Origin of the sequence: Paracoccus sp. SSJ (genome assembly GCF_030234105.1) — a bacterium.
In the GTDB taxonomy this organism is placed as follows: Bacteria; Pseudomonadota; Alphaproteobacteria; order Rhodobacterales; family Rhodobacteraceae; genus Paracoccus; species Paracoccus denitrificans.
In genome coordinates this window covers 175,840-201,845 of the sequence record NZ_JASSPE010000003.1, presented here as the reverse complement: position 1 = coordinate 201,845, position 26,006 = coordinate 175,840, and the positions used below count along the sequence as shown (strand labels likewise).

At 67.7% G+C, this 26,006-nt stretch carries 24 protein-coding genes; 21 read left to right on the top strand and 3 right to left on the bottom strand.

Annotation, left to right across the window (positions count from 1 at the left end):
- The 13 genes from QPR87_RS04860 (at window position 1) to QPR87_RS04800 (ending at window position 13,017) form a co-directional block, all read left to right on the top strand.
- Window positions 1-798, top strand: coding sequence for a family 1 encapsulin nanocompartment shell protein (locus tag QPR87_RS04860; protein WP_285048620.1), 798 nt, complete (start codon window positions 1-3; stop codon window positions 796-798).
- A 6-nt stretch (window positions 799-804) separates the two neighbouring features.
- Window positions 805-1,695 (top strand): bestrophin family protein, encoded by an 891-nt coding sequence (locus tag QPR87_RS04855; protein WP_285048618.1) that lies wholly within the window; start codon window positions 805-807, stop codon window positions 1,693-1,695.
- 304 nt (window positions 1,696-1,999) lie between these two features.
- Window positions 2,000-3,286: an urea ABC transporter substrate-binding protein gene (gene urtA, locus QPR87_RS04850; protein WP_011750251.1), complete on the top strand. Its 1,287-nt coding sequence runs from the start codon at window positions 2,000-2,002 to the stop codon at window positions 3,284-3,286.
- A gap of 49 nt (window positions 3,287-3,335) precedes the next feature.
- Entirely contained in the window at window positions 3,336-5,255 is a 1,920-nt protein-coding gene (gene urtB / locus QPR87_RS04845) for an urea ABC transporter permease subunit UrtB (RefSeq protein ID WP_285048616.1), read from the top strand.
- 1 nt (window position 5,256) lies between these two features.
- The gene (gene urtC / locus QPR87_RS04840; protein ID WP_285048615.1) at window positions 5,257-6,492 is read left to right on the top strand and encodes an urea ABC transporter permease subunit UrtC; all 1,236 of its coding nucleotides are present in this window, start codon (window positions 5,257-5,259) and stop codon (window positions 6,490-6,492) included.
- On the top strand, window positions 6,489-7,229 hold the full coding sequence (gene urtD, locus QPR87_RS04835) for an urea ABC transporter ATP-binding protein UrtD (protein ID WP_285048614.1): 741 nt from the start codon (window positions 6,489-6,491) through the stop codon (window positions 7,227-7,229). The genes urtC and urtD overlap by 4 nt, the downstream gene beginning before the upstream one ends.
- A gap of 3 nt (window positions 7,230-7,232) precedes the next feature.
- On the top strand, window positions 7,233-7,940 hold the full coding sequence (urtE, locus tag QPR87_RS04830) for an urea ABC transporter ATP-binding subunit UrtE (protein ID WP_285048613.1): 708 nt from the start codon (window positions 7,233-7,235) through the stop codon (window positions 7,938-7,940).
- A gap of 518 nt (window positions 7,941-8,458) precedes the next feature.
- On the top strand, window positions 8,459-9,010 hold the full coding sequence (locus QPR87_RS04825) for a thioredoxin family protein (protein WP_104491000.1): 552 nt from the start codon (window positions 8,459-8,461) through the stop codon (window positions 9,008-9,010).
- Complete coding sequence (gene gph, locus QPR87_RS04820) at window positions 9,011-9,694, top strand: phosphoglycolate phosphatase (protein WP_285048611.1); 684 nt, start codon at window positions 9,011-9,013, stop codon at window positions 9,692-9,694.
- Window positions 9,695-9,794: 100 nt separating this feature from the next.
- Window positions 9,795-10,223 (top strand): protein tyrosine phosphatase family protein, encoded by a 429-nt coding sequence (locus QPR87_RS04815; protein WP_285048610.1) that lies wholly within the window; start codon window positions 9,795-9,797, stop codon window positions 10,221-10,223.
- A 42-nt stretch (window positions 10,224-10,265) separates the two neighbouring features.
- Window positions 10,266-10,400, top strand: coding sequence for a hypothetical protein (locus QPR87_RS04810; protein WP_260155044.1), 135 nt, complete (start codon window positions 10,266-10,268; stop codon window positions 10,398-10,400).
- Window positions 10,401-10,475: 75 nt separating this feature from the next.
- Window positions 10,476-12,296, top strand: a complete 1,821-nt coding sequence (typA, locus tag QPR87_RS04805) for a translational GTPase TypA (RefSeq protein WP_285048607.1) — start codon at window positions 10,476-10,478, stop codon at window positions 12,294-12,296.
- A 220-nt stretch (window positions 12,297-12,516) separates the two neighbouring features.
- Complete coding sequence (locus QPR87_RS04800; RefSeq protein WP_233901910.1) at window positions 12,517-13,017, top strand: TetR/AcrR family transcriptional regulator; 501 nt, start codon at window positions 12,517-12,519, stop codon at window positions 13,015-13,017.
- 12 nt (window positions 13,018-13,029) lie between these two features.
- On the opposite strand, the gene QPR87_RS04795 is transcribed toward QPR87_RS04800, so the two are convergent.
- A complete protein-coding gene (locus QPR87_RS04795; RefSeq protein ID WP_024844753.1) occupies window positions 13,030-13,353 on the bottom strand; it encodes a 2Fe-2S iron-sulfur cluster-binding protein in 324 nt (107 codons plus the stop codon).
- 124 nt (window positions 13,354-13,477) lie between these two features.
- Entirely contained in the window at window positions 13,478-15,037 is a 1,560-nt protein-coding gene (gene xseA / locus QPR87_RS04790; RefSeq protein ID WP_285048683.1) for an exodeoxyribonuclease VII large subunit, read from the bottom strand.
- Window positions 15,038-15,151: 114 nt separating this feature from the next.
- Between xseA and purD the strand changes: the two genes are divergently transcribed.
- Together purD and QPR87_RS04780 are read left to right on the top strand one after the other, a co-directional pair.
- Window positions 15,152-16,414 carry a phosphoribosylamine--glycine ligase gene (gene purD / locus QPR87_RS04785; protein ID WP_285048603.1) on the top strand — a complete coding sequence of 421 codons (1,263 nt, stop codon included), beginning with the start codon at window positions 15,152-15,154 and terminating at the stop codon, window positions 16,412-16,414.
- Window positions 16,415-16,750: 336 nt separating this feature from the next.
- Window positions 16,751-18,313, top strand: a complete 1,563-nt coding sequence (locus tag QPR87_RS04780; protein WP_285048601.1) for a 2-isopropylmalate synthase — start codon at window positions 16,751-16,753, stop codon at window positions 18,311-18,313.
- A gap of 32 nt (window positions 18,314-18,345) precedes the next feature.
- Here the strand turns inward: QPR87_RS04780 and QPR87_RS04775 are convergent, their stop codons facing one another.
- Window positions 18,346-19,194 carry a putative rhamnosyl transferase gene (locus QPR87_RS04775; RefSeq protein WP_285048599.1) on the bottom strand — a complete coding sequence of 283 codons (849 nt, stop codon included), beginning with the start codon at window positions 19,192-19,194 and terminating at the stop codon, window positions 18,346-18,348.
- Between the two features lie 250 nt (window positions 19,195-19,444).
- On the opposite strand from QPR87_RS04775, the gene QPR87_RS04770 reads away from it, so the two are divergent.
- From QPR87_RS04770 to QPR87_RS04745, 6 genes are read left to right on the top strand one after another with little or no spacing between them, the layout of a single operon-like run.
- Window positions 19,445-20,479, top strand: coding sequence for a rod shape-determining protein (locus tag QPR87_RS04770; protein WP_041530439.1), 1,035 nt, complete (start codon window positions 19,445-19,447; stop codon window positions 20,477-20,479).
- A gap of 13 nt (window positions 20,480-20,492) precedes the next feature.
- Complete coding sequence (gene mreC / locus QPR87_RS04765) at window positions 20,493-21,425, top strand: rod shape-determining protein MreC (protein ID WP_285048596.1); 933 nt, start codon at window positions 20,493-20,495, stop codon at window positions 21,423-21,425.
- Entirely contained in the window at window positions 21,418-21,948 is a 531-nt protein-coding gene (locus QPR87_RS04760; RefSeq protein ID WP_285048595.1) for a rod shape-determining protein MreD, read from the top strand. The genes mreC and QPR87_RS04760 overlap by 8 nt, the downstream gene beginning before the upstream one ends.
- A gap of 3 nt (window positions 21,949-21,951) precedes the next feature.
- Complete coding sequence (gene mrdA, locus QPR87_RS04755) at window positions 21,952-23,895, top strand: penicillin-binding protein 2 (protein WP_285048593.1); 1,944 nt, start codon at window positions 21,952-21,954, stop codon at window positions 23,893-23,895.
- 3 nt (window positions 23,896-23,898) lie between these two features.
- On the top strand, window positions 23,899-25,041 hold the full coding sequence (gene rodA, locus QPR87_RS04750; RefSeq protein ID WP_011750270.1) for a rod shape-determining protein RodA: 1,143 nt from the start codon (window positions 23,899-23,901) through the stop codon (window positions 25,039-25,041).
- Between the two features lie 9 nt (window positions 25,042-25,050).
- Window positions 25,051-25,971, top strand: a complete 921-nt coding sequence (locus QPR87_RS04745) for a 2-hydroxyacid dehydrogenase (RefSeq protein WP_285048590.1) — start codon at window positions 25,051-25,053, stop codon at window positions 25,969-25,971.
- Window positions 25,972-26,006: the final 35 nt, after the last annotated feature.

The window sequence follows — 26,006 nt, the reverse complement described above, 5'->3', positions numbered from 1 at the left end:
ATGGACAATCTTCATCGCAAACTGGCGCCGATCAGCGATGCGGCCTGGGCCCAGATCGAGGACGAGGCGGCGCGGACGCTGAAACGCTATCTCGGCGCGCGGCGGGTGGTGGATGTGCACAGCCCGGAAGGGTTCGGCCTGTCGGCGGTGGGCACCGGCCATCTGCGTCCCGCCACGGCGCTGGCCGAGGGCGTCGAGAGCCACCGGCGCGAGGTGAACCCGCTGCTGGAATTGCGCGTGCCCTTTACCCTGACCCGCGCCGCCATCGACGACGTGGCGCGCGGCTCGAACGACAGCGACTGGCAGCCGCTGAAGGACGCAGCGCGCAAGATCGCGCTGGCCGAGGACCGGCTGGTCTTTCTGGGCCATGGCGATGCGGGCATCAGGGGCATCCTGCCGGAAACCAGCAACCCCATCGTCGCGCTGCCCGCAAATGTCGCCGATTATCCCGAGGCGGTGGCCTCGGCGGTCAGCGAACTGCGGCTGGCAGGGGTCAACGGACCCTATGCGCTGATCCTGGGAACGGCGGCCTTCACCGCCGCCAATGGCGGCGCCGAGGACGGCTATCCGGTGCTGAAGCATCTGGAGCGGCTGGTCGATGTGCCGGTGGTCTGGAGCCAGGCGCTGGAGGGCGGGGCCGTCGTCACCACCCGCGGCGGCGATTTCGACCTGTGGCTGGGGCAGGACATCTCGATCGGCTATCTGTCGCACGACGCTGCATCCGTCACGCTTTACCTGCAGGAATCCCTGACCTTCCAGATGCAGACATCCGAAGCCGTGGTGGCGCTGAAGGCCTGACCACCGATGACGCCGCGCTCGCAGCCCAACCTGCGCGATATCCTGCTTACCCTCAACGGTTCGATCATTCCGGTGATCCTGGGCCGCCTGACGGTGATCGGGGTGGTCTGCATCGTGGCCATCCTGGCGGCGCGGATGCATCCCGGCATCTTTGCCCGGATCAGCGCCATCCCCTTTACCCTGATCGGCATCGCGCTTTCGGTGTTCATGAGCTTTCGCAACAGCACCTGCTATGCGCGCTGGTGGGAGGGGCGCCAGCTTTGGGGGCAGGTGATCGTCGCTTGCCGTGGCATCGCGCGGGCCAGCGCCGGACTGGAATCCCAGACCCGCATGCGGCTGTTGCGGTCGCTTTGCGCCTTTGCGGGCGGGCTCTCCGCACGGTTGCGCCATCAGGACGAGATCGCTGCGATCGCCCGCTGGATACCGGCCGACGATATTCGCGGATGCCGCAATCCCTCGGATCGCGTCTTGCGGATTGCCGGCGAAGAACTCATCGCGGCGGTCGAGCGCGGTCGGCTGGGCGACATCCGCTGGTCGGTGCTGGAGGGCTATCTGGACCAGCTCTCGGCGGCGCAGGCGGCCTGCGAGCGGATCGCCTCGACCCCGGTGCCCTTCGCCTATTCCCTGCTTTTGCACCGCACCGCGCTGGTTTTCTGCCTGCTGCTGCCCTTTGCATTGGCCGGAGCACTGGGCTGGTGGACGCTCCTCCCCGTGCTTCTGGTGGCCTATACCTTCTTTGGCCTCGATGCCCTGAGCCATCAGCTGGAGGATCCCTTCGGCGGTTCGCCGAACGCCCTCCCGCTGGATGTCATGCGCCAGAACATCGAACGCGAGATGATGGATGCATTGTCCGGCCCAACGCCGCCCGCCGTGCCGGAAGCCGTCGACGGCCGGTAGATCCGCCGCGGCCGCATGATGCCGACCTGCCATGCCGGGAACGGGGCGGGGGGCGGACCAAGCCTTGCCGTGTTCCATCGCCGCCCGGTTCCTTGGCCCGGAAAAATTATCCGACGCGCCCCACCCACGGCGCTGCAAGTTGGTCGGGGTCTGCCTGATTTGCGGGAAATTGTCGAACGAACTGCCTGAAGTTTCGCCAGTTCATGCCGCCCGGTGATGGTCGGGGGCGCAGGAATTGGCGGCGTGCCGCCGATGTCCTCTAGTTCCCCTGAACCCGACGGCAACGACACAAGGGAAGACAGGGATGAACAGGATTATCAGCGCAGCCGCCGCTCTGGCGATTTCGACCGGGCTTGCGGGCATCGCTTGGGCGCAGGAAGGCGAGCCGATCAAGATCGGCGTGCTGCACTCGCTCTCGGGCACCATGGCGATTTCGGAAACCACGCTGAAGGACACCGTCCTGATGATGGTCGAGCGCCAGAACGCCAAGGGCGGGCTGCTGGGCCGCCCGCTGGAGGCCGTGGTGGTCGATCCGGCCTCGGACTGGCCGCTCTTCGCCGAAAAGGCGCGCGAACTGCTGACCGTCAGCGATGTGGACGTGATCTTCGGCGCGTGGACCTCGGTTTCCCGCAAGTCCGTGCTGCCGGTCCTGGAGGAGCTGAACGGGCTGATGTTCTATCCCGTTCAATACGAAGGCGAGGAAAGCTCGAAGAACGTCATCTATACCGGCGCCGCCCCGAACCAGCAGGCGATCCCGGCGGTCGATTACATGACGGAGGAACTGGGCGTCGAGAAATGGGCGCTTCTGGGCACCGATTACGTCTATCCGCGCACCACGAACAACATCCTCGACGCCTATCTGAAGGACAAGGGCGTCGCCGCAGGGGACATCTTCGTCAACTACACCCCCTTCGGGCATTCGGACTGGTCCAAGATCGTCGCGGACGTGGTGGCCCTTGGCGCGGACGGCAAGAAGGTCGGCGTCGTCTCGACCATCAACGGCGATGCCAATGTCGGCTTCTACAAGGAACTGGCGGCGGCGGGCGTCTCGGCCGAGGACATTCCGGTCATCGCCTTCTCGGTCGGCGAGGAAGAGCTTTCCGGGCTGGATACCGCGAACCTTGTCGGACATCTGGCCGCCTGGAACTATTTCCAATCCGCCGACACGCCCGAGAACGCCGCCTTCATCGAGGAATGGCACAAGTTCATCGGCGACGACAAGCGCGTGACCAACGACCCGATGGAGGCAACGATGATCGGCTTCAGCGCCTGGGTCGCGGCGGTCGAAAAGGCGGGCACCACCGATGTCGACCCGGTGCTTGACGCCATCGTGGGGATCGAGGTGCCGAACCTGACCGGCGGCACCGCGACGGTTCTGCCGAACCACCACCTGACCAAGCCGGTGCTGATCGGCGAGATCCGCGCCGACGGCCAGTTCGACATCGTCAGCCAGACCGAGCCGGTGCCGGGCGACGCCTGGACCGACTATCTGCCCGAATCCGCGGTGCTGGATGCCGACTGGCCGGGCAAGCAATGCGGCATGTTCAACACGCAGACCAACAGCTGCGTGCAGGTCCAGTCGAACTACTGACCGGCCTTTGGGGGGCGGTGCAGCCGCCCTCTTTCGCCTCAAGACGGAAATGCCCATGACCTGCCGCCTGATCGCCTTGCTGCTGAGCCTGTTCCTGGCCTTGCCCGCCGCCGCCAATCCGGCGCTGGAAGCGGTCATCGCCGACAACCTGGACCAGATCGAGCGCCCCTCGCGCCGCACGGTCGAGCCGGTGGTGGCCCGGATCGCCGCCACCGGACCCGAGGGGCTGGCGCTGCTGTCGGCATGGGCGGGCCGCTCGCTGGGCCTGGCCGACGGGCGGCTGGTGATCGTCACGGGCGACGGCGCCACGGACGCGGTGACCGGGCAGGCCGTCACGGGCGCGGACCCGAAGATGCTGCGCCCCAATGCCGGGGTGCGCGGCGTGATCGAATCGGCGCTGGTCGCGGGCGAGATTGCCAGCCCCGACCGGGCGCGCCGCGCCGCCGCGCTGGCCAGCATCGCCCGCGACGGCACTGCCGAGCATCTGGCCGCCCTGCGCGCCGCCGCGCCCGAGCCGGACCCCGCTCTGGCCGCCCGCCGCGCCCGGATCGAAAAGCTGCTGACCATCCGCTTCGACGCCGACCCCGCCGCGCGGGTGGCCGCCATCCAGGACATGGCGGGCGATGTCGGCCTTGATTTCCGCGCCGCGCTGAACCCTTTGCTCGCGACCCGGCGCGTGGCCTCGGCCGATGAGCCGCAGGGCGCCAACATCGCCCGTGAGTTGCGCGTGGGGTCGGACGATTTCCCGCGCGAGGCCGCCGTCGCCCTGCTGACGGCGCAGGGGCTGGTCCAGCCGCGCCTGACTGCTGCCGACCAGCGCAATGCGCTGGCCGCGCATATCGTCGATGGCAGGGTAGGCGGCGTTTCCGTCGCCGAACTGTCCGACCCGCAAGCCCACGACCGCGCCTATGAGGCGCTGGAGGGGGCGGGAACCGTCCCGCCCGCCGCCACCGAGGCCGAGACCGAGGCGGCGCTGGCAGGCATCCGCTTCTTCGATGTCTATGCAGAGCCTGAGGCGGCCGTGACCGACGCCGCCCGCGCCGCGCAAAGGGGCGCGGAATGGCGGCTGGGGGCGATGAAGGGGATCGACCTTGGGCTGGACGCGCTGTCTCTTGCCTCGATCTACTTCCTGGCCGCAATCGGGCTGGCGATCACCTTCGGGGTGATGCGCGTCATCAACATGGCGCATGGCGAATTCATCATGATGGGCGCCTATACCGGCTATGTCGCGCAGACCTTGATCGCGGATCGCACCCTGTCGCTGGTGGCGGCGCTGCCGCTGGCCTTCGCGGTGACCTTTGCCGCAGGCGTGGTGCTTTACCGGCTGGTGATCCGGCATCTGGCGCATCGGCCGCTGGAGACGCTGCTTGCGACCTTCGGCGTCTCGATCGCGCTGCAGCAGCTTGCCAAGAACATCTTCGGCACGCAGGCCCGGCCGCTGACCGCACCCGCATGGCTGGAAGGCGCGATCACGATGAACGACGTGGTCTCGATCTCGACCATCCGGGTGGCGATCTTCGTGCTGGCGCTGCTGTTCCTGGGCCTGTTCCTGTTCATCATGAAGCGCACGAGGCTGGGACTGGAGGTCCGCGCGGTGACGCAGAACCCCGGCATGGCCGCCAGCATGGGGATCAACCCGGACCGCATCGCCATGATGACCTTTGGCCTCGGCTCGGGCATCGCGGGGATCGCGGGCGTCGCCATCGGCCTTTTCGCCCAGGTCACCTCGGAACTGGGCCAGCAATACATCGTGCAAAGCTTCATGACGGTTGTGGTCGGCGGCGTCGGCAACATCTGGGGCACGCTGGCGGGCGCCGGGCTGATCGGGGTGCTGTCCAAGGTGATCGAATCCTTCAATCCCTCGAACACGCTGGCGGCGCAGACCTTCATGATCCTGTTCATCGTGATCTTCATCCAATTCCGGCCGCGCGGCATCATCCCGCAACGCGGCCGTGCGGCGGAGGCGTGACATGACCCGGCAACCCTTCATCCTGCGCAATCCCTCGTTCCTGGTCGTCCTGGCGCTGCTGGCCGCCTTCACCCTTGCCGTCACGCTGATGAGCACGGCCTACGGGTCGGGCGCCCTTCCGACCTCGACCGTCAAGGTGCTGGGCAAGACGCTGTGCCTGGCGCTGGCCGCCGTGGCAATGGATCTGGTCTGGGGCTATCTGGGCATCCTGTCCCTGGGGCAGATGGCCTTCTTCGCCCTGGGCGGCTACATGATCGGGCAGTGGCTGATGTATGCCCGGACCGAGGCCATCGTCGCCGCCTCGCTTTCCGGCAACCCGATCCCGCCCACCGCGCAGGAGTTGCGCGAGGCCGTGGCCAACCAGATCTTCGGCGTCGTCGGCTCGGCGGACCTGCCGCTGGTCTGGACCCTGGCCCATTCGCTGACGGCGCAATTGGTCCTGGTGGTCGCGGTGCCGGGGCTGCTGGCGCTGGTCTTCGGCTGGCTCGCGTTCCGGTCGCGGGTCAACGGCGTCTACCTGTCGATCCTGACGCAGGCGATGACGCTGGCGCTGGCGCTGTGGCTGTTCCAGAACGACAGCGGCTTTCGCGGCAATAACGGGCTGTCGGGATTGCAGAACATCCCCGGCCTGGACGGGGTGGGGCAGGCGCGGCTGTCGGTCTGGTTCCTTTGGGCCTCGGCCGCCGCCCTGGCGCTGTTCTACGTCCTGGCCGCATGGGTGGTCGGCGGCAAGTTCGGCAGCGTCATCCGCGCCATCCGCGACGACGAGACCCGCGTGCGCTTCCTGGGCTATCCGGTCGAGGGCTTCAAGCTGGCGGTCTTTACCCTGGCCGCGATGATTACCGCGATTGCGGGCGCGCTCTATTACCCGCAGGCGGGCATCATCAACCCGGCGGAACTGATGCCCATCGCCTCGATCTACCTGGCGGTCTGGGTCGCCATCGGCGGGCGCGGGCGGCTTTACGGCGCGATGATCGGCGCCATCGTGGTCTCGCTGCTGTCCAGCTGGTTCACCGGCGGGCGGGCGCCCGACCTGAACCTGCCGGGCTATGCGGTCAAATGGGTGGACTGGTGGCAGGTGGCGCTTGGCCTGTCCTTCGTGCTGGTGACGCTGTTCGCCCCCAAGGGCATCGCGGGCATCTTCGACCGGCTGGCGGGCATCCTGCCGCCGCGCCGCCATGGCCGCGACCTTGGCCCCGACCAGGGCGCATTGCAGGAACAGGAGGCCAAGGCATGACCGCGCTTCTTGAAGTGGACGGGATCTCGGTCAGCTTCGACGGGTTCCGGGCGATCAACAACCTGTCCTTCAGCATCGGCGCGGCGGAACTGCGTGCGGTGATCGGCCCCAACGGCGCGGGCAAGACCACCTTCATGGACATCGTGACCGGCAAGACCCGGCCCGATTCCGGCGATGTGAAGTTCGGCGAAAGTTCGAAATCGCTGCTGAGGATGAACGAGGCGCAGATCGCCCGCGCCGGCATCGGCCGCAAGTTCCAGCGTCCCACCGTCTTCGAGGACCAAAGCGTCGCCGCCAACCTGACCATGGCGCTGAAGGCCAGCCGCGGCCCCTTTGCGGTGCTGTTCTGGAAACCCACGGCGGCGTCGGCCGCGCGGGTGGCGGAACTGGCGGCCGAGGTCGGTCTGGCCGACCACACCCACCGCAAGGCGGGCGAGTTGAGCCACGGCCAGAAACAATGGCTGGAGATCGGCATGCTGCTGGCCTCGGCCCCGCGCCTGCTGCTGGTCGACGAACCCGCGGCCGGCATGACGCTGGCGGAACGCGAGCAGACCACGGCGCTGCTGGTCCGGCTGGCGCAGACGCGCGCCGTGGTGGTGGTCGAACACGACATGGACTTCGTGCGCCGGCTGGATTGCAAGGTGACGGTGCTGCATCAGGGATCGGTGCTGGCCGAGGGCAGCCTGGACCATGTGACCCGCAATCCCGACGTGATCGAAGTCTATCTGGGGCGCTGAGACATGCTGGAAGCCAGGAACCTGACCCTTCACCATGGCGGCAGCCAGATCCTTCACGGCATCGACATCGACGCCCGGCCCGGTCGCGTGACCTGCGTGATGGGCAACAACGGCGTGGGCAAGACCTCGCTGCTGAGCCTGCTGGCCGGGCGGCATCCCCGCTCGGGCGGCACGATCCGCCTTGACGGGCGCGAACTGGGCCGGGTGACGGCCCAGCAGATGGCGCGGATGGGCGTGGGCTATGTGCCGCAGGGCAGGGCGATCTTTCCCATGCTGACCGTGCGCGAGAACATGGAAACCGGATTCGCCTGCCTGCCCCGCAACCAGCGCAGCATCCCGGACGAGATCTTCGACAGCTTTCCCGTGCTGGCCGAGATGGCGCATCGGCGGGGCGGCGACCTTTCGGGTGGCCAGCAGCAACAGCTTGCCATCGCCCGCGCCCTGATCACCAGGCCGCGCGTCCTGCTGCTGGACGAACCGACCGAGGGCATCCAGCCCAACATCATCGCCCAGATCGGCCGGGTCATCGCCACGCTTCGCGAGCGGGGCGACATGGCCATCGTGCTGGTCGAGCAATATTTCGACTTCGCCTGGGATCTGGGCGACGACTTCCTGGTGCTGGAGCGGGGCAGGGCGGTGGCGCATGGATCGAAAGCCGATCTGCGACGCGAGGACCTGCACGCGCGCCTTGCGGGCCACGCTGCGGCATGAGGGATTTCCTTGCTCTTGGCCGGGAAAGAGAAACAGCCGGTCACAAGGGCTTTCGCTGCGGCACGCCCTGACGGCGCGTCCGCACCAACAGATCGCGGACGGAAGCACTGCCGGGTTGGATCTTCTGTTTCAGGTGGGAGCAACGATGCCCGGGGCCCGGGGTCCGGGATCCGGCCGAATGGGTGCGGATCGGCAGGTGTTGCGAGGCTGCGGTCCAGAGCGAGGCCGGCCAACAGATCCGCCCATTGCTGGACTGGTCGCGCAACCCGGCACGATGGCGATCCGCTGAAATCTTCAGAATCCGCGGTTATCCTGGCGGCCGGGGCATCTTACAGTTGGATAATACCGATAACCGGGATTATGTAATATACTGAACATCAACCGCCAACCAATCATCCCACCCGGGCGCAAGCACTTCCTTTCCTCTGTCCCACAGCATAGTCTGCGAAACGAATCCACCGCAATTTCCGCAGCCACCACCCGCAAGACCAAGCGGCAATCACGAGCAAGGAGATTTCATGGCCGTTCGTCCTCCGGTTTGCGATTTCGGCGCCAAGGCGCCGGACTTCACATTGCCAGATCCCGATGGGCGCATGTTCTCGTTCAGCGACATCGCCGGGCCGAGCGGCACGCTGGTCATGTTCATCTGCAACCATTGCCCCTATGTGCAGGCCGTCATCGACCGCATCCGGCGCGACGCCGCCGAATTGCAGGGGCTGGGCGTAGGCGTCGTGGCGATCTCGGCCAACGACGTCGCCGAATATCCGCAGGACGCGCCCGAACAGATGAAGCTCGAGGCCGAAAGGCACGGCTTCACCTTTCCCTATCTCTACGACGAAAGCCAGGATGTCGCGCGCGCCTATGGCGCCGAATGCACGCCGGATTTCTTCGGCTACAATGCCGCGGGCGAATTGCAGTATCGCGGCCGGCTGGACGCCTCGGGCCGCAATCCGGCGCCGCCGGACGCCCGGCGCGAACTGTTCGAGGCCATGGCGCAGATCGCCCAGACCGGGCAGGGCCCGCGCGAACAGGTGGCCTCGATGGGCTGCTCGATCAAATGGAAGGCGTGAATGAACATCTGCTTTGCCCCCTGCCCCGTGGTTTTCGATCTTGACGGCACGCTGATCGACAGCGTGCCCGACATCCATGCCTGCGTGAACGCGGTCTTGCGCCTGCACGGCGTGGCTCCGCTGACGCTCGATCAGGTGCGCGGCTTCGTCGGCGGCGGCGTCGATCTGCTGTGGCGGCGAGTCATCGGCACGACCGGGCTGCCGGCCGAGGCGCATCGCGACCTGGTCGCCTCGTTCATGACCCGCTATCACGACGCCACCGGCCTGACCCGGCTTTATCCCAATGTCGCCGAGGCGTTGGGGATACTGGCCGACCGCGGCTATCCGCTGGGGCTCTGCACCAACAAGCCGCTGGGGCCGACGCGGGCGATCCTGGACCATTTCGGCATCGCGCGGCTGTTCGGCGCGGTGGTGGGCGGCGATTCCCTGCCCCAGCGCAAGCCCGATCCGGCGCCGCTGCGCGCGGCCTTCGCCGGGCTGGGCGCCGATCCCCTGAAGCCGCGCGGGGTCTATGTCGGCGACAGCGAATTCGACGAGGAATGCGCCAGCAATACCGGCGTGCCCTTCCTGCTGTTCACCCACGGCTATCGCAAGACTCCGGTCGAGCAGATGGCGCATCATGGCACGTTCGACGATTTCGCCCACCTGCCCCTGCTGGTCGAGGAGACTTCGGCCGTCGGCTAGCTCCGTCCGGGCGCGGCAACGCTTGACAGCCGGGCGAAACGGAACGATCCGTCGCCCCATGCCGCCATCCCGGCGCGACCCGAAGTCCAAGGAGTTCCGCATGGACCTGCGACAACTGACCCCCGATCTGGCCGTTGCGGCCCAGATCCGTCCCGAGGATCTGCCGGCACTGGCCGAGGCCGGCTTTCGCGTGCTGATCAACAACCGCCCCGACGAGGAGGTCGGCCCGGACGAGGATCACGAGGCCATGCGCGCGGCGGCCGAGGCGGCGGGACTGGAATACCACTTCAACCCCTTCACCCCGGGCCAGATCACGCCGCAGATGATCACCGCCCAGGCCGAGGCGCTGGCCTCGCCCGGCCCCAAGCTGGCCTATTGCCGTTCGGGCAATCGCTCGACCGTGCTTTGGGCGCTGGCGCGCGCCGGGCAAGAGCCGATCGAGGAGTTGCTCCAGACCGCGGCGCGGGCCGGCTACGACCTTGCGGGGGTGCGGCCGCTGCTCGAATCGCTGGCCCGGCAGGACGGCTGACCGGCGCCGGGCCGGAACCTTGGCGGCCCTGGCGGGTTTTCCATGCGCCAGACCGCGACCGGACGGATTTCCCGCTTCGGCAGGCCCAGGGGAGGAATTGCCATGAACTCGATCATCTATCTTGTCGGCCTTGTCGTCGTGGTGCTGTTCATCCTGGGCCTTCTGGGCCTGCGCTGACGTCATTTGCGATTGACGCTGGCCTTTCGCGCCCCTCTGCGTTACCGGAGGCGCAAATTCTGAAAAAGGCCCCATATGGACATCCGCAATATCGCGATCATCGCCCACGTCGACCATGGCAAGACCACGCTGGTCGACCAGCTATTGAAGCAGTCGGGCAGTTTCCGCGAAAACCAGGCCGTGGCCGAGCGCGTGATGGACAGCAACGACATCGAGCGCGAGCGCGGCATCACCATCCTGGCCAAGGCGACCTCGGTCGAGTGGAAGGGCACCCGCATCAACATCGTGGACACCCCCGGCCACGCCGATTTCGGCGGCGAGGTCGAGCGCATCCTGAGCATGGTGGACGGAGTCTGCCTGCTGGTCGATGCGGCGGAAGGTCCCATGCCGCAGACCAAGTTCGTGACCTCCAAGGCGCTGGCCCTGGGGCTGCGGCCCATCGTGGTCCTGAACAAGGTCGACAAGCCCGCCGCCGACCCGGACAAGGCGCTGGACGAGGTGTTCGACCTGTTCGCGAACCTGGGGGCCAGCGACGAACAGCTTGATTTCCCGCATCTTTACGCCTCGGGCATCGGCGGCTGGGCCGACGAGACGCTGGAGGGACCGCGCAAGGACATGTCGGCGCTTTTCGACCTGGTGCTGCGCCATGTCGAGGCGCCCCGGCAGATCTCGCGCCAGGACGAACCCTTCCGGATGCTGGCGACCACGCTGGGCGCCGACCCCTTCATCGGCCGCATCCTGACCGGCCGGGTCGAGGCCGGCCGCGCCAAGGCCGGCGACACGATCAAGGCGCTGTCGCGCGACGGCGAGCGCATCGAGCAGTTCCGCGTCTCGAAGGTTCTGGCCTTCCGCGGCCTGACCCAGCAGCCGATCGACGAAGCGGTGGCGGGTGATATCGTCACCATCGCCGGCATGTCCAAGGCCACGGTGGCCGATACGCTCTGCGCGCTCGAGGTCGAGACCGCCCTGCCCGCCCAGCCCATCGACCCGCCGACGATCAGCGTCACCTTTGGCATCAACGACAGCCCGCTGGCCGGCCGCGACGGCAACAAGGTGCAGTCGCGGGTGATTCGCGAGCGGTTGATGAAAGAGGCCGAGACCAATGTCGCGATCAAGGTCGAGGACACGCCGGGCGGCGACGCCTTCGTCGTCTCGGGCCGCGGCGAATTGCAGATGGGCGTGCTGATCGAGAACATGCGTCGCGAGGGATTCGAGCTGTCGATCTCGCGCCCGCGGGTAATCTTCCGCGATATCGACGGCGTGCGCCACGAGCCGATCGAGGAAGCCATCATCGATGTCGACGACGAATATACCGGCGCGGTGATCGACAAGCTGACCGGGGCCCGCAAGGGCGACCTGGTCGAGATGAAGCCCGCCGGCCACGGCAAGACCCGCATCGTCGCGCATGTGCCCTCGCGCGGGTTGATCGGCTACCAGGGCGAGTTCATGACCGACACCCGCGGCAACGGCGTGCTGAACCGCATCTTCCACAGCTGGGCGCCCTACAAGGGCGCGATCCAGGGTCGGCGCCAGGGCGTGCTGATCTCGATGGAGGACGGGGTTTCCGTAGCCTATGCGCTGTGGAACCTGGAAGAGCGCGGCAAGATGTTCATCGGCGCGCAGGAGCAGGTCTACCAGGGCATGATCATCGGCGAGCATTCGCGCGACAACGACCTGGAGGTGAACCCGCTCAAGGGCAAGAAGCTGACCAACGTGCGTGCCTCGGGCACGGACGAGGCGGTGCGCCTGACGCCCCCGGTGCGCATGTCGCTGGAAGAGGCCATCGCCTATATCGACGATGACGAACTGGTCGAGGTGACGCCCAAAAGCATCCGCCTGCGCAAGCGCTATCTGGACCCGCACGAGCGCAAGCGCCAGTCCCGCAGCGAAGGCTGAACTAATTTCAACGCCGATGGATTGCAGACTTTCGCATTGGCGAAACTCTGCTAGGCTTGGGACGAATTGGCTTTGGGAGCGGCTGATGGAAGGCCGGGGAAATATTTATCAGAGCGTGATTTTTGCCGCCCAGAAGCATCTGGAGGAGACTGGGCGGCTTCCCTCTGACCCGGGCGAACTTGCCCGATACGTCGAGGCGAACGAGGATGAGATCAGAAGCATGTTCAGCTCGACCGAAGAGCTGCATGAGGGCTTGGTCTATCACGCCGTCACGCTGCTGAACGATGCGCTGCGCCAGGGCGTGATCGCCGCCAATACCAGCGACCCGATCGAGCAGATGCATTCGATCGCGCACAGCTATCTGGACTGGGCCGAAAGCAACCCGACGCTGTTCCGGTTCCTGGTCGACGGGCTGAACGGCCCGATCCGGCCCGGCGGCACGCTGCACCGCTATGCCAGTTCGATGCGCGACCTCTATCACCGCAAGCTGACCGAGGCGCAGCGGCTCGGCATCCTGTCCGAGGATACCGATATCGACATCTCGACCATGATGCTGCATTGCCTGGTCAAGGGCGGGAACATGATGTTCCTGACCCGCAGCACCGACCCGTGGTTCGACGGCGATACCCGCTCGACCCGCGAACTCGCCGAACGGATCTTCGCCAAGTTCATGGACAACCTGGTCCGGGCCAATGCGCCCACGGCCAAGGAAAAGGCCTGAGCGCGGCCCCGCTCAGATCTGGCGTTCGGGCAGGTTCACCACCAGCCCGTCGAGTTCCGGCGTCACCTTGATCTGGCAGGTCAGCCGCGAACGCACCGGATCGGGCTGCCAGGCGAAATCCAGCATGTCCTCTTCCATCGGGTCTCGGGGCGGCAGCCGGTCCACCCATTCCGGGGCCACATAGACATGGCAGGTCGAGCAGGCGCAGGCGCCGCCGCAATCCGCATCGATGCCGGGCACGCCGTTGTCGCGCGCGCCCTCCATCACGGTCATGCCGGGTTTGACGTCGATTTCGTGGACGGTGCCGTTGTGCTCGATATAAGTGATCTTGGCCATGGGTGCCTTCCTTGCGCTTCCCGTCGCAGATAGGTCATTGCGCCGCGAGAGAAAAGCCCCGGCCAAGCGGCAGTTTCGCGCAGCCCGCCCAAGCCGGCAACGCCCCGCCCTGCGGCGGGACGGCCTAGAAAAGCGATTTCTGGCCCTTGGGCTCGCGCGGCTTGCGGGCGGGCTTGGCCGGTGGCGCGTCGGGACGCGCAGCCATGCGGCCATCCAGGAACTCGATCTCGAAGCGCGGGGTCTGCGCCGCCTCGGCCGCATGGGTCAACAGGCCCGAAGGTCCGTGCACGACGGCAAAGCCCCGACGCAGGGTTTCGCGATAGCCCAGCGTCTGGCGCAATCGGTCGAGCCGTTCCAGCGCATCGCGCCGCGGTGCCAGCAAGCGCCCCCCCGCGGCGGAAAGCCTTGCCGCCAGCCGGTCCAGCGTGCCGCGGTCGCGAACGATCTGGCGCGCGGCATCTGCCAGCATCCGCGCCCGGGCGCGCTCCAGCCGGCTACCCAGGTCGGTCAGCCGCTCGGACCGGCGCTGGCCCAGCCGCGCGAGGCACAGCGGCAGCCGCTGCGCCTGCGCCTGCAGTGCATCGCGCCGGTTGCGCAGCATGGCGCGCAAGGCCGACAGCGACAGCGGCAGCGCGTTCAGCCGGTCGCGGCGGGCGCGCACGAAACCGCGCAGCGCCGGTTCCAGCCGCTCGGCGAACAGGTCGAACCGCTGCCGCGCCGGGGCGGTCAGCGCCTGCGGCCGGCCAAGCGCGCGGCCCAGATCGCTCAGCCGCTGGCGCTGGCGCTGGTTGCGGGTCTGGGCGGCACGCATCAACCGGGCCTGGATCTCGGTCAGGCGTGCGGCAAGTTCGGCGCGCACCGGAACCGCCATCTCGGCGGCGGCGGTGGGCGTGGGCGCGCGGCGATCCGAGGCAAAGTCGATCAGCGTCGTGTCGGTCTCGTGCCCCACGGCCGAGATCAGCGGGATCAGGCTGTCCGCGGCGGCACGGACCACGGCCTCCTCGTTGAAACCCCAAAGATCCTCGAGGCTGCCGCCGCCCCGCGCGACGATGATCAGGTCCGGGCGGGGCAGCGGCCCGTCGGAAGGCAGCGCGTTGAAGCCCCGGATCGCGGCAGTGACCTGCGGCGCGCAGCCCTCGCCCTGCACCGCCACCGGCCAGATCAGCACATGCGTCGGAAAACGGTCGCGCAGCCGGTGCAGGATGTCGCGGATCACCGCGCCCGAGGGCGAGGTCACCACGCCGATCACCCGCGGCAGGTAGGGCAGCGGGCGCTTGCGCGATTCGTCGAACAGCCCTTCGGCCGCCAGCGCCTTGCGGCGTTTCTCCAGCATCATCATCAGCGCGCCGGCACCGGCGGGCTCGATCTCCTCGACGATCAGCTGGTATTTCGACTGGCCGGGGAACGTGGTCAGCCGGCCGGTGGCGATGACCTCGATCCCCTCCTCGGGGCGGGTGGACAGGCGCGCGGCCTGCCCCTTCCAGGTCACGGCGGCGATCACGGCGCGGTCGTCCTTGAGATCGAAATAGAGATGCCCGGACGAGGGGCGCGAGACGCGGCCGATCTCGCCGCGCACGCGGACGCGGCCGAACTCGCCCTCGAGCACGCGCTTCACCGCCCCCGAGATCTCCGAGACGGTGAATTCATGCGCATTGCTGGCGGGCGTGTCTTCGAAAAGCTCCATGCCATCGGTTGTGGCGCGGGGGGCGGACGGGATCAAGGCCGGATTCTTGGGGATTGATCCGGGCCGGACCAGTTCCTAGAAGTCGCCAGACATTCGCAAGGGGGCCTTTTCCGCATGAACATCCTGATCCTCGGCAGCGGCGGGCGCGAACATGCGCTGGCCTGGGCGATCCGGCAGAACCCGAAATGCGACCGGCTGTTCGTCGCGCCCGGCAATGCCGGAATGGAACCCTTGGCGCGGCTGGCGGATCTGGACATCCTGTCCGGCCCCGCCGTGATCGGCTTTTGCGAGGAGAACGCCATCGACCTGGTGGTGATCGGCCCCGAGGCGCCGCTGGCCGCCGGCGTCGCCGACGAATTGCGCGCAGCGGGCATCCTGGCCTTCGGGCCGTCCAGGGCGGCGGCGATGCTGGAGGCATCGAAAAGCTTCACCAAGGAGGTCTGCGACGCCTGCGGCGCCCCGACCGCCGCCTGGGCGCGTTTCGACGCGGCCGAACCGGCGCGGGCCTATATCCGCGCACAGGGCGCACCCATCGTCGTCAAGGCGGACGGGCTGGCCGCCGGCAAGGGCGTGACCGTCGCCATGACCGAGGCCGAGGCCATCGCCGCAGTGGATGACGCTTTCGGCGGTGCCTTCGGCGAGGCCGGCGCCGAGGTGGTGATCGAGGAATTCATGGCCGGCGAGGAGGCGAGCTTCTTCGTCCTTTGCGACGGCAAGGATTGCCTGCCCATCGGCACGGCGCAGGACCACAAGCGCGCCTTTGACGGCGATACCGGGCCGAATACCGGCGGCATGGGGGCCTATTCCCCTGCCCCGGTGCTGACCCAGGCGATCCAGGACCAGGTGATGGAGCAGATCGTGCGCCCCACCGTGGCCGAGATGGCGCGGCGCGGCACGCCGTTCCAGGGCGTGCTCTATGCCGGGCTGATGATCGAACACGGCCGGGCGCGGCTGGTGGAATACAACGTCCGCTTCGGCGATCCGGAATGCCAGGTGCTGATGATGCGGCTGGGCGCGCAGGCGCTGGACCTGATCCTGGCCTGCGCCGAGGGCCGGCTGGGCGACATGACGGTCAGTTGGGCCCAGGACCATGCCCTGACCGTGGTGCTGGCCGCGAAGGGTTATCCCGGCGCCTATGAGAAGGGCAGCGCGATCCGCGGGCTCGATGCGCTGCCCGAGGACAGCTTCCGCATGGTCTTCCATGCCGGGACGGCGCGGCGGGACGGGCAGATCGTCGCCACCGGCGGGCGGGTTCTGGCGGCGACAGGGCGCGGCTCGACGCTGGCCGAGGCGCATGCGCGCGCCTATGCGCTGGTGGATGCCATCGACTGGCCCGAGGGATTCTGCCGCCGCGACATCGGCTGGCGCGCGCTTTGAGTCGCCCCGCCGCCGGCACGGTCGCATGAGTATTTGAAGAACGAAGAAATCCGGGGGGCGGTGCGGGGCGGCATCGCCCCTGCGGGCTTCGGGGCGGGAAATTGCTGCGGCAGCGTGTTTTTCGTCTTTTCAAGCCGGTGGCGCGGGTCTTATAGTCCGCGCCATGACTCGGATGCAGCAGATCATTGCCACGGCCCGGCACGCGCAAGACCGCGCGCGCCCTGCCGTGAATCCCCGCGGTCTCCTTCTTCTTACGCTGCGCTGAGCGGGTCTCCGGGCCGCCGCTCAGTCAGGTTCGTGCCCGGACCCCTGCGAGCATGAAGAAGGATTCCCGAAATGACCGATCTGAACCGCGTATTGATCTTTGACACCACCCTGCGCGACGGCGAGCAATCGCCCGGCGCCACCATGAGCCATACCGAAAAGCTGGACATCGCCGAGATGCTGGACGAGATGGGCGTCGATATCATCGAGGCCGGTTTCCCCATCGCCTCGGAAGGCGATTTCACCGCTGTCTCCGAGATCGCCAGGCGCGCCAAGAACTCGGTGATCTGCGGCCTGGCACGGGCGCAGTTTCCCGATATCGACCGCTGCTGGGAGGCGGTGAAGCATGCGCAGAAGCCGCGCATCCACACCTTCATCGGCACCTCGCCGCTGCACCGCGCCATCCCCAACCTGGACATGGACCAGATGGCCGAGCGCATCCACGACACCGTGACCCATGCCCGCAACCTGTGCGACAACGTGCAATGGTCGGCCATGGACGCCACCCGGACCGAGCACGACTATCTGTGCCGCGTGGTCGAGATCGCGATCAAATGCGGCGCGACCACCATCAACATCCCCGATACCGTCGGCTATACCGCGCCACGCGAATCCGCCGCGCTGATCCGCATGCTGCTGGAACGGGTGCCGGGCGCCGATACCGTCGTCTTCGCCACGCATTGCCACAACGACCTGGGCATGGCGACGGCGAACTCTCTGGCCGCGGTCGAGGCGGGTGCGCGCCAGGTCGAATGCACCATCAACGGCCTGGGCGAACGCGCCGGCAACACGGCGCTGGAGGAGGTGGTGATGGCGCTGAAGGTGCGCCACGACATCATGCCCTATACGACCGGCATCGACACCACCAAGATCATGGGCCTGTCGCGGCGCGTCTCGCAAGCCTCGGGCTTCCTCGTGCAACCGAACAAGGCGGTGGTCGGCAAGAACGCCTTCCTGCACGAATCCGGCATCCACCAGGACGGCGTGCTGAAGAATGTCGAGACCTTCGAGATCATGAAGCCCGCCGATATCGGCCTGAACGAGGCCAATATCGCCATGGGCAAGCATTCCGGGCGCGCCGCGCTGCGCGCCAAGCTGAAGGATCTGGGCTATGAGCTGGGCGACAACCAGCTGAAGGATGTCTTCATCCGCTTCAAGGCGCTGGCCGACCGCAAGAAGGAAGTCTATGACGACGACCTGGTCGCGCTGGTCCAGGATGCAGCCACGAATACCGAGGACGACCATCTGCAGGTCAAGCATCTGCGCGTCGTCTGCGGCAGCGACGGGCAATCGGCCGACCTGACCATGCTGGTCGGCGGCGAGGAGCAGACCGTCCATGCCGAGGGCGACGGTCCGGTCGATGCCTGCTTCAACGCCGTCAAGGCGATCTGGCCGCATCGGGCGCGTCTGCAGCTCTATCAGGTCCATGCCGTGACCGAGGGCACCGATGCCCAGGCCACCGTCAGCGTGCGCATGGAGGAAGAGGGCCGCATCGCCACCGGCCAGGCCTCGGACACCGACACCATCCTGGCCAGCGTCAAGGCCTATGTCGGGGCGCTGAACCGGCTGAAGGTGCGCCGCGACATGGTCGGCGAAGGCGCCGATGCCAAGCAGGTCAGCATGTATTCGCACTGATCTCCTGCGAAACCACGGACAAGGGGCGGCGCTCAGGCCGCCCCTTTGCGTTCCACGAAGCCAAGGTCGATGCCTTGCAGGAAGGGGAAGTCCTCGGCCAGTTCGCGCTGGAATTCGGCCGGGCCGAGCTGCTGGAACCATTTCGGGAACCTGGCGACGATGGTGGCGACGGAATCGCCCTCGTCCCAGCGGGTCTGCACATAGCCGAGGCCGTCCACATCGGTAAAAGCCGGGAAATATTTGGGCAGCTGGAAATGGTTGTAGGCATAGATGCAGCGCCCCGGCCCGCGCATGCGCACCGCCGCCCCGGCGCCCAGAAACGGCTGGTGCGCGCGCCAATAGCTGATCGGCTCGCCTTCGTAGCTGCCCATGACCAGCCCCTGCGGAAAGCTGATGGCGAAGGCCGGCAGGTCGGAAAAGCGCCGGGCATGGCGGCGGATGCGGGCGACGTGATGGCGGCTGAAGGCATCGTCGTCGTCGACGCGGAACTGGATCACCGGCCGGCCCGCGGCCTCGGCCGCCTCGCGCAGGGGCTCGCGCAGCGCGTTCACCGTCTCGCGCTTGTCCGAGACGATCAGCCGGATCTGCGCCACGCCCGCGCAAAGATCGCGCAGCCGGTCCAGCCATGGGCGCGGCATCTCGGGCGAGGTCAGCAGCCAGAAACGGAAATCCGGGTCGGTCTGCGCCCTGACCGAAGGCAGGCAAAGCGCCTCGAACGCGGCAAAGCGGCGCTCCAGCCGCTCGGGCGCGTAAAGCATGGCGCGGCGCCGTGCCATCAGATCGGCGATGTCGCCGCCCTGCGCCGCGGTTCCGGCCCAATCGCAGCGGCCCAGAAAGGAAAACCGGCAGATCCCAACGATTTCGTCCCGCAAACCCTGCACCTTTCACCACGACCAGAACCGGCGGCAGCCTAGCAAGCCGCAGCATCCGGTCAAGCGGCGGGGCCCGTGCCCCGGATCGCCGGCCCGCAGGACGGGACGCATCATTTTTCCGGTTTCCCCGCGCCCGGGCTCGGCCTATATGTCCAGCACCTTCGACGGGGCGACTCGCCGGGGCAATCGGGCAATGGCCGTTCGCAAAAGGACGGCAGAAACGGCCGTCATGGCAGGGACGGCGGAAGGGGTAGTTCACATGGCCTTTGGCGGGTTGTTTTCCACCGATATCGCGATCGACCTCGGGACCGCGAACACGCTGATCTATGTCAAGGGCAAGGGCGTCATCCTGAACGAGCCTTCGGTCGTCGCCTATCACGTCAAGGACGGCAAGAAGCAGGTGTTGGCCGTGGGCGAGGACGCCAAGCTGATGCTGGGCCGCACGCCCGGCAGCATCGAGGCGATCCGGCCGATGCGCGAGGGCGTCATCGCCGATTTCGACAGCGCCGAGGAAATGATCAAGCATTTCATCAAGAAGGTGTTCAAGCGCACCAGCTTCTCGAAGCCCAAGGTCATCGTCTGCGTGCCCCATGGCGCCACGCCGGTCGAAAAGCGCGCCATCCGCCAGTCGGTGCTGTCGGCCGGGGCGCGCCGCGCCGGGCTGATCGCCGAGCCGATCGCGGCCGCCATCGGCGCCGGCATGCCGATCACCGAGCCGACCGGCAGCATGGTCGTCGATATCGGCGGCGGCACCACCGAGGTCGCGGTGCTGTCCTTGGGCGACGTGGTCTATGCGCGTTCGGTCCGCATCGGCGGCGACCGCATGGACGATGCGCTGATCAACTACCTGCGCCGCAACCACAACCTGCTGATCGGCGAATCCACCGCCGAGCGGGTCAAGACCAGCATCGGCACCGCCCGCATGCCCGACGACGGGCGCGGCGCCACGATCATGGTGCGCGGCCGCGACCTCCTGAACGGCATTCCCAAGGAGATGGAGATCACCCAGGCCATGGTCGCCGAGGCGCTGGCCGAGCCGGTGCAGCAGATCTGCGAGGCGGTGATGGTGGCGCTGGAGGCGACGCCGCCCGACCTGGCCGCCGATATCGTCGACCGGGGCGTGATGCTGACCGGCGGCGGCGCCATGCTGGGCGAGCTGGACCTGGCGCTGCGCGAGCAGACCGGGCTGATGATCAGCCTGGCCGACCAGCCGATGAGCTGCGTGGCGCTTGGCACCGGCAAGGCGCTGGAGTTCGAAAAGCAGCTGCGCCACGTGATCGACTACGACAGCTGAGCGGGTTCGGCCCATGGCGCGCAAGGGCCCAGATTACGCGGCTCCGGTCCGCCGCATCCTGGTTTCGCTGCTGGTGCTGGTGCTGCTGGCGGTGTTCCTGTTCTGGCAGATCGACAGCCCCAGGGCCGAACGGATGCGCGCGGCCTTCATCGACCGCTTCGTGCCCAGCTTCGACTGGGTGATGGCGCCGGTGACCAAGGTCTCGCGCATGGTGGCGGGGTTCCAGTCCTATGCCCGGCTCTACGAGCAGAACCAGGAATTGCGCCGCGAGTTGCAGAAGATGTCGGCCTGGAAAGAGGCCGCGGTTCAGCTCGAGCAGGAAAACGCCAAGCTGCTGGCGCAGAACAATGTGAGGATCGACCCGGCGCTGACCTCGGTCTCGGGCGTGGTGCTGACCGACAGCGGCACGGCCTTCCGGCAATCGGTGCTGCTGAACGTGGGCGCGCGCGACGGCATCGTCGACGGCTGGGCGACCATGGACGGGCTGGGGCTGGTCGGGCGCATCTCGGGCGTGGGGCAGACCACCAGCCGGGTGATGCTGCTGACCGATCCCTCCAGTCGCATCCCGGTGACCATCCTGCCCTCGGGGCAACATGCGCTGCTGACCGGGGACAACACCACCCTGCCGGCGCTGGACTTCATCGAAAGCCCGGAAAACCTGCGTCCCGGCGACCGGGTGGTCAGTTCGGGCGACGGAGGCGTGTTCCCGCCGGGCCTGCCGGTGGGCCAGGTGGCACTGGCCAGCGACGGCCGGCTGCGGGTGCGGCTGGCCGCCGATTACGGCCGGCTGGAATTCCTGCGCGTGCTGCGCAGCCATCCGGCCGAGCAACTGGCCGATACCGGGCTGCTGATCCCGCCCCCGGCGACCGAGTTCATCGGCCCGCCCATGCCGCCGCTGGCCGATCCGCAGGCCGCCGAGGCCGGGAACGGGGACGCAGATGATTGAGCCCGCCGGCCGCCAGCGGATCCTGGGACAGGCGCTGTTCGTGGCGCTGTTCCTGGCGATCCTGTTCTGGCGGCTTCTGCCGCTGGCGCCGGGCCGCATCGGCTGGCCGGGACCGGACCTGGCGTTGTGCCTGGTGCTGGTCTGGGTGCTGCGCCGCCCCGAACAGGTGCCGGTCCTGACCATCGCCGCGCTGTTCCTGATCGAGGACATCCTGCTGATGCGCCCCATCGGCCTGGGCGCCGCGCTGGCCGTGATCGGCACCGAGGCCGCAAGAAAGCGCGAGCAGCGTTGGCGTGAACTGCCTTTCATGGTTGAATGGCTGCGGGTGGCGATGCTTCTGGCGTTGATGATGGTGGCGAACCGCGTCCTGCTGGCGATCTTTTTCCTGCCCCTGCCGCCGCTTGGGCAGGTAATCCTGCAATTCATCGCGACGGTTGCCGCCTATCCGCTGGTCGCGGGACTTGCCGGCTGGGCGCTTGGCCTGCCGCGGGGCCGCGTCGAACGAGACACGAGGCATCGCTGAGCCATGCGCAAGTCGGAACGCGAAATCGTCGAAAGCGGCCGCCTGATCACCCGCCGGGTGCTGATGCTGGGCGCGATCCAGGCGGCGGTCGTCTCGGCGCTGGGGCTGAAGCTGCGCTCGATGCAGGTCGAGCATGCCGACGAATACCGCATGCTGTCGGACGGCAACTCGATCAAGATCCGGCTGCTGCCACCGGCGCGCGGGCTGATCCTGGACCGCCACGGCACCATCATCGCGGGGAACGAGCAGAACTATCGCGTCACCCTGACCCGCGAGGAGGCGGGCGACGTCTCGGCCGTGATCGCGCGGCTGCGTCACATCATCCCGATGAGCGACCGCCAGGTCGCCGATATCCTGGAAGAGATCCGCAAGCGCAGCGCCGTCACCCCGGTTCTGGTCGCCGACCGGCTGAGCTGGGCCGAATTTTCCTCGATCGCGCTCAACGCCCCTGCCCTGCCCGGCGTCACGCCCGAGGCCGGGCTGTCGCGCAGCTATCCGCGCGCCGGCGATTTCGCGCATGTGCTGGGCTATGTCGGCCCGGTCTCGGATTACGACCTCTCGAAGATCGAGAACCCCGACCCGGTGCTGCGCCTGCCCGAGTTCCAGCTGGGCAAGGTCGGCATGGAGGCGAAGCTGGAGGAACCTCTGCGCGGCAAGGCCGGTTCGCGCCGGGTCGAGGTGAACAGCGCCGGGCGCGAGATGCGCGAGCTGTCGCGGCAAGAGGGCCAGCAGGGCGCCACGGTCCAGACCACGCTGGATGCGGGCCTGCAGAATTTCGCCACCCAGCGGCTGGGCAGCGAAAGCGCCGCCGCGGTGGTGATCGATGTCACGAATGGCGACATCCTGGCGATCTCCTCCTCGCCGGTCTTCGATCCGAACAAGTTCGTGCGCGGCATCTCGGGGCCGGATTACCGGGCGCTGATGAACCACGACCACCGGCCGCTGGCCGACAAGACCGTGCAGGGCGTCTATCCTCCCGGCTCGACCTTCAAGATGGTGACGCTTCTGGCCGGGCTGGAGGCGGGCGTGATCAATGCCGGCTCGCGCTTCTATTGCCCCGGCTATACCCAGGTCGCCGGGCGGCGTTTCCATTGCTGGAGCCGCGGCGGCCACGGCATGGTCGATGCCCTGGGCAGCCTGGAACATTCCTGCGACGTCTATTATTACGAGCTGGCGCAGCGCGTCGGCATCGACCGCATCGCTGCCATGGCGCGCAAGCTGGGCATCGGCGTGCGCCATGAGTTGCCCATGTCCGCCATCGCCGAGGGCATCGCCCCGGACCGCGCCTGGAAACGGGCCCGCTACGACCAGGAATGGCAGGTCGGCGATTCATTGAACGCCTCGATCGGCCAGGGCTACGTGCTGGCCTCGCCGCTGCAACTGGCGGTGATGACGGCGCGGGTCGCGACGGGACGCGCGGTCTCCCCGCGGCTGGTGCGCGCCATCGACGGCCAGCCCGAGCCGGTGCCGGAATGGCCCGAACTCGACATCAACCCGCTGAACCTGCGCACGGCACGGGCAGGCATGGATGCGGTGATGAACGGCAGCCGCGGCACCGCGCGGCGGGCGCGCATCATCGCGCCGGAATGGCAGATGGCGGGCAAGACCGGCACCAGCCAGGTGCGCAACATCACCGCCGCCGAACGCGCGCGCGGCGTGATCTCGAACGAACAACTGCCCTGGAACCGCCGCGACCACGCGCTTTTCGTCTGTTTCGCGCCCTATGACAGGCCGCGCTATGCGGTTTCGCTGGTGGTCGAGCATGGCGGCGGCGGCTCGGCCGTGGCTGCGCCCATCGCCCGCGACATCCTGCTTTACGCACTGGCGGACGGGCTGCCGCCGCTGACCGCCTATCCCGAGAGCGAACGCGCCAAGGTCCAGAAAATATGGTCGCGCATGAACCTGACCCCCTCGGCCCGCAAGGGCGAGGGCCGCGCGAGGGCCTGACGCATGAGCTATCTGAACTATCACGTCGCGCAGGTGCCGACGGGCTGGCGCAAGATCCTGCACCTGAACTGGCCGCTGGTGTTCCTGGTCACCGCCGTCAGCTGCATCGGCTTTCTGATGCTCTATTCCGTCTCGGGCGGCGATATCGACAGATGGGCCGGCCCCCAGATGGAGCGCTTTGCCGTCGGCATGGTGCTGATGTTCGCGCTGGCCTTCGTGCCGATCTGGTTCTGGCGCTCGATCTCGGTGGCCTCCTATGTGATCTGCGTGGGCCTGCTGGTGCTGGTCGAGGTGATCGGCCATGTCGGCATGGGCGCGCAGCGCTGGCTGGTGCTGGGGCCGGTGCGCATCCAGCCGTCCGAGCTGACCAAGGTCGCCTTCGTGATGACTCTGGCGGCCTATTACGACTGGCTGCCGGTCGAAAAGGTCTCGCGCCCGTTCTGGGTGCTGATCCCGGTCATCCTGATCCTGCTGCCGACCGGGCTGGTGCTGATGCAGCCCGACTTGGGCACCTCGATCATGCTGGTCGCCGGCGGCGGCATCGTCATGTTCGCGGCGGGCGTCAGCCTGTGGTATTTCGCCGGCGTCATCGCCATAGTCGTCGCCGGCGTCACCACGGTGATGGAAAGCCGCGGCACCGACTGGCAACTACTGCACGACTATCAGTTCCGCCGCATCGACACCTTCCTCGACCCGGGCTCGGACCCACTGGGCGCGGGATACAACATCGCGCAGGCGCAGATCGCGCTGGGATCGGGCGGCTGGTCGGGGCGCGGCTTCATGCAGGGCACGCAGTCGCGGCTGAACTTCCTGCCCGAAAAGCACACCGACTTCATCTTCACCTCGCTGGCCGAGGAATTCGGCTTCGTCGGCGCCTTCAGCCTGCTGATGCTCTATGTGCTGATCCTGGGGTTCTGCATGTATTCGGCGCTGACCAACCGCGACCGCTTCGCCAGCCTGCTGACCATCGGCATCGCCGGGACGTTCTTCCTTTACTTTTCCATCAACATGGCCACGGTGATGGGCATGCTGCCCGCCAAGGGCTCGCCCCTGCCCCTGGTCAGTTACGGAGGAACCTCGCTGATGATCCTGTTGATGGCCTTTGGCATCGTCCAATCGGCCCATGTCCATCGCCCCCGGGGCTGAGGCGCGGCGATGAAGGTCCTGTTCGCCGCCCCCGCACGGCTGTGGGATGCCTGGTCCCCCGCCCTGCGCGATGCCTGCCCCGAGATGGAGCTGTGCCGCGAGGGCGATCCCGCCGGCTTCGACGCGCTGATCTATGCGCCGGGCTATCCCGAGGACGGCACGGTGCTGGATTTCACGCCCTTCACCCGCGCCCGGCTGGTGCAAAGCCTCTGGGCCGGGGTCGAGCGCATCGTGACCAATCCGACCCTGACCCAACCGCTTTGCCGCATGGTCGATCCGGGGCTGGCGCAGGGCATGGTGGACTATTGCGCCGGCTGGGCGCTGCGGGCGCATCTGGGCATGGACCGCTATGCCCAGGACCGCATCTGGCGCAACCACCTGACCCCACCGCTGGCACGCGAGCGCGGCATGACCGTGCTGGGCATGGGCGAGTTGGGCCGGGCGGTGGCATCGGCGCTGACGGGTCTGGGCTTTCGCGTTACCGGCTGGTCGCAATCGGGGCGCCCGGTGCCGGGGATCGAGGTTCTGGCCGGCGCGGCCCTGCCCGAGGCACTGCGCCGCGCCGATGTGCTGATCTGCCTGCTGCCCGACACGCCCGAGACGCGCAACCTGCTCGACGCCGACCGGCTGGCGCTGCTGCCGCAGGGCGCGACGGTGATCAATGCCGGGCGCGGCACGCTGATCGACGAGAGGGCCTTGCTGGCCGCGCTGGACCAGGGCCGGCCGGGCCATGCCGTGCTGGACGTTTTCCGCAGCGAGCCCCTGCCGCCCGACCACCCGTTCTGGGCCCATCCCGGGGTCACCGTCACGCCCCATGTCGCGGCCGAGACCCGGCCGGTCAGCGCCGCCCCGGTCGTGGCCGAGAACCTGCGCCGCGCCATGCGGGACGAGCCGCTTCTGCATCTGGTGGACCGGGCGCGCGGCTATTGACGGCCCGGCGCGGCATATTTGCGACCGCAATCCCG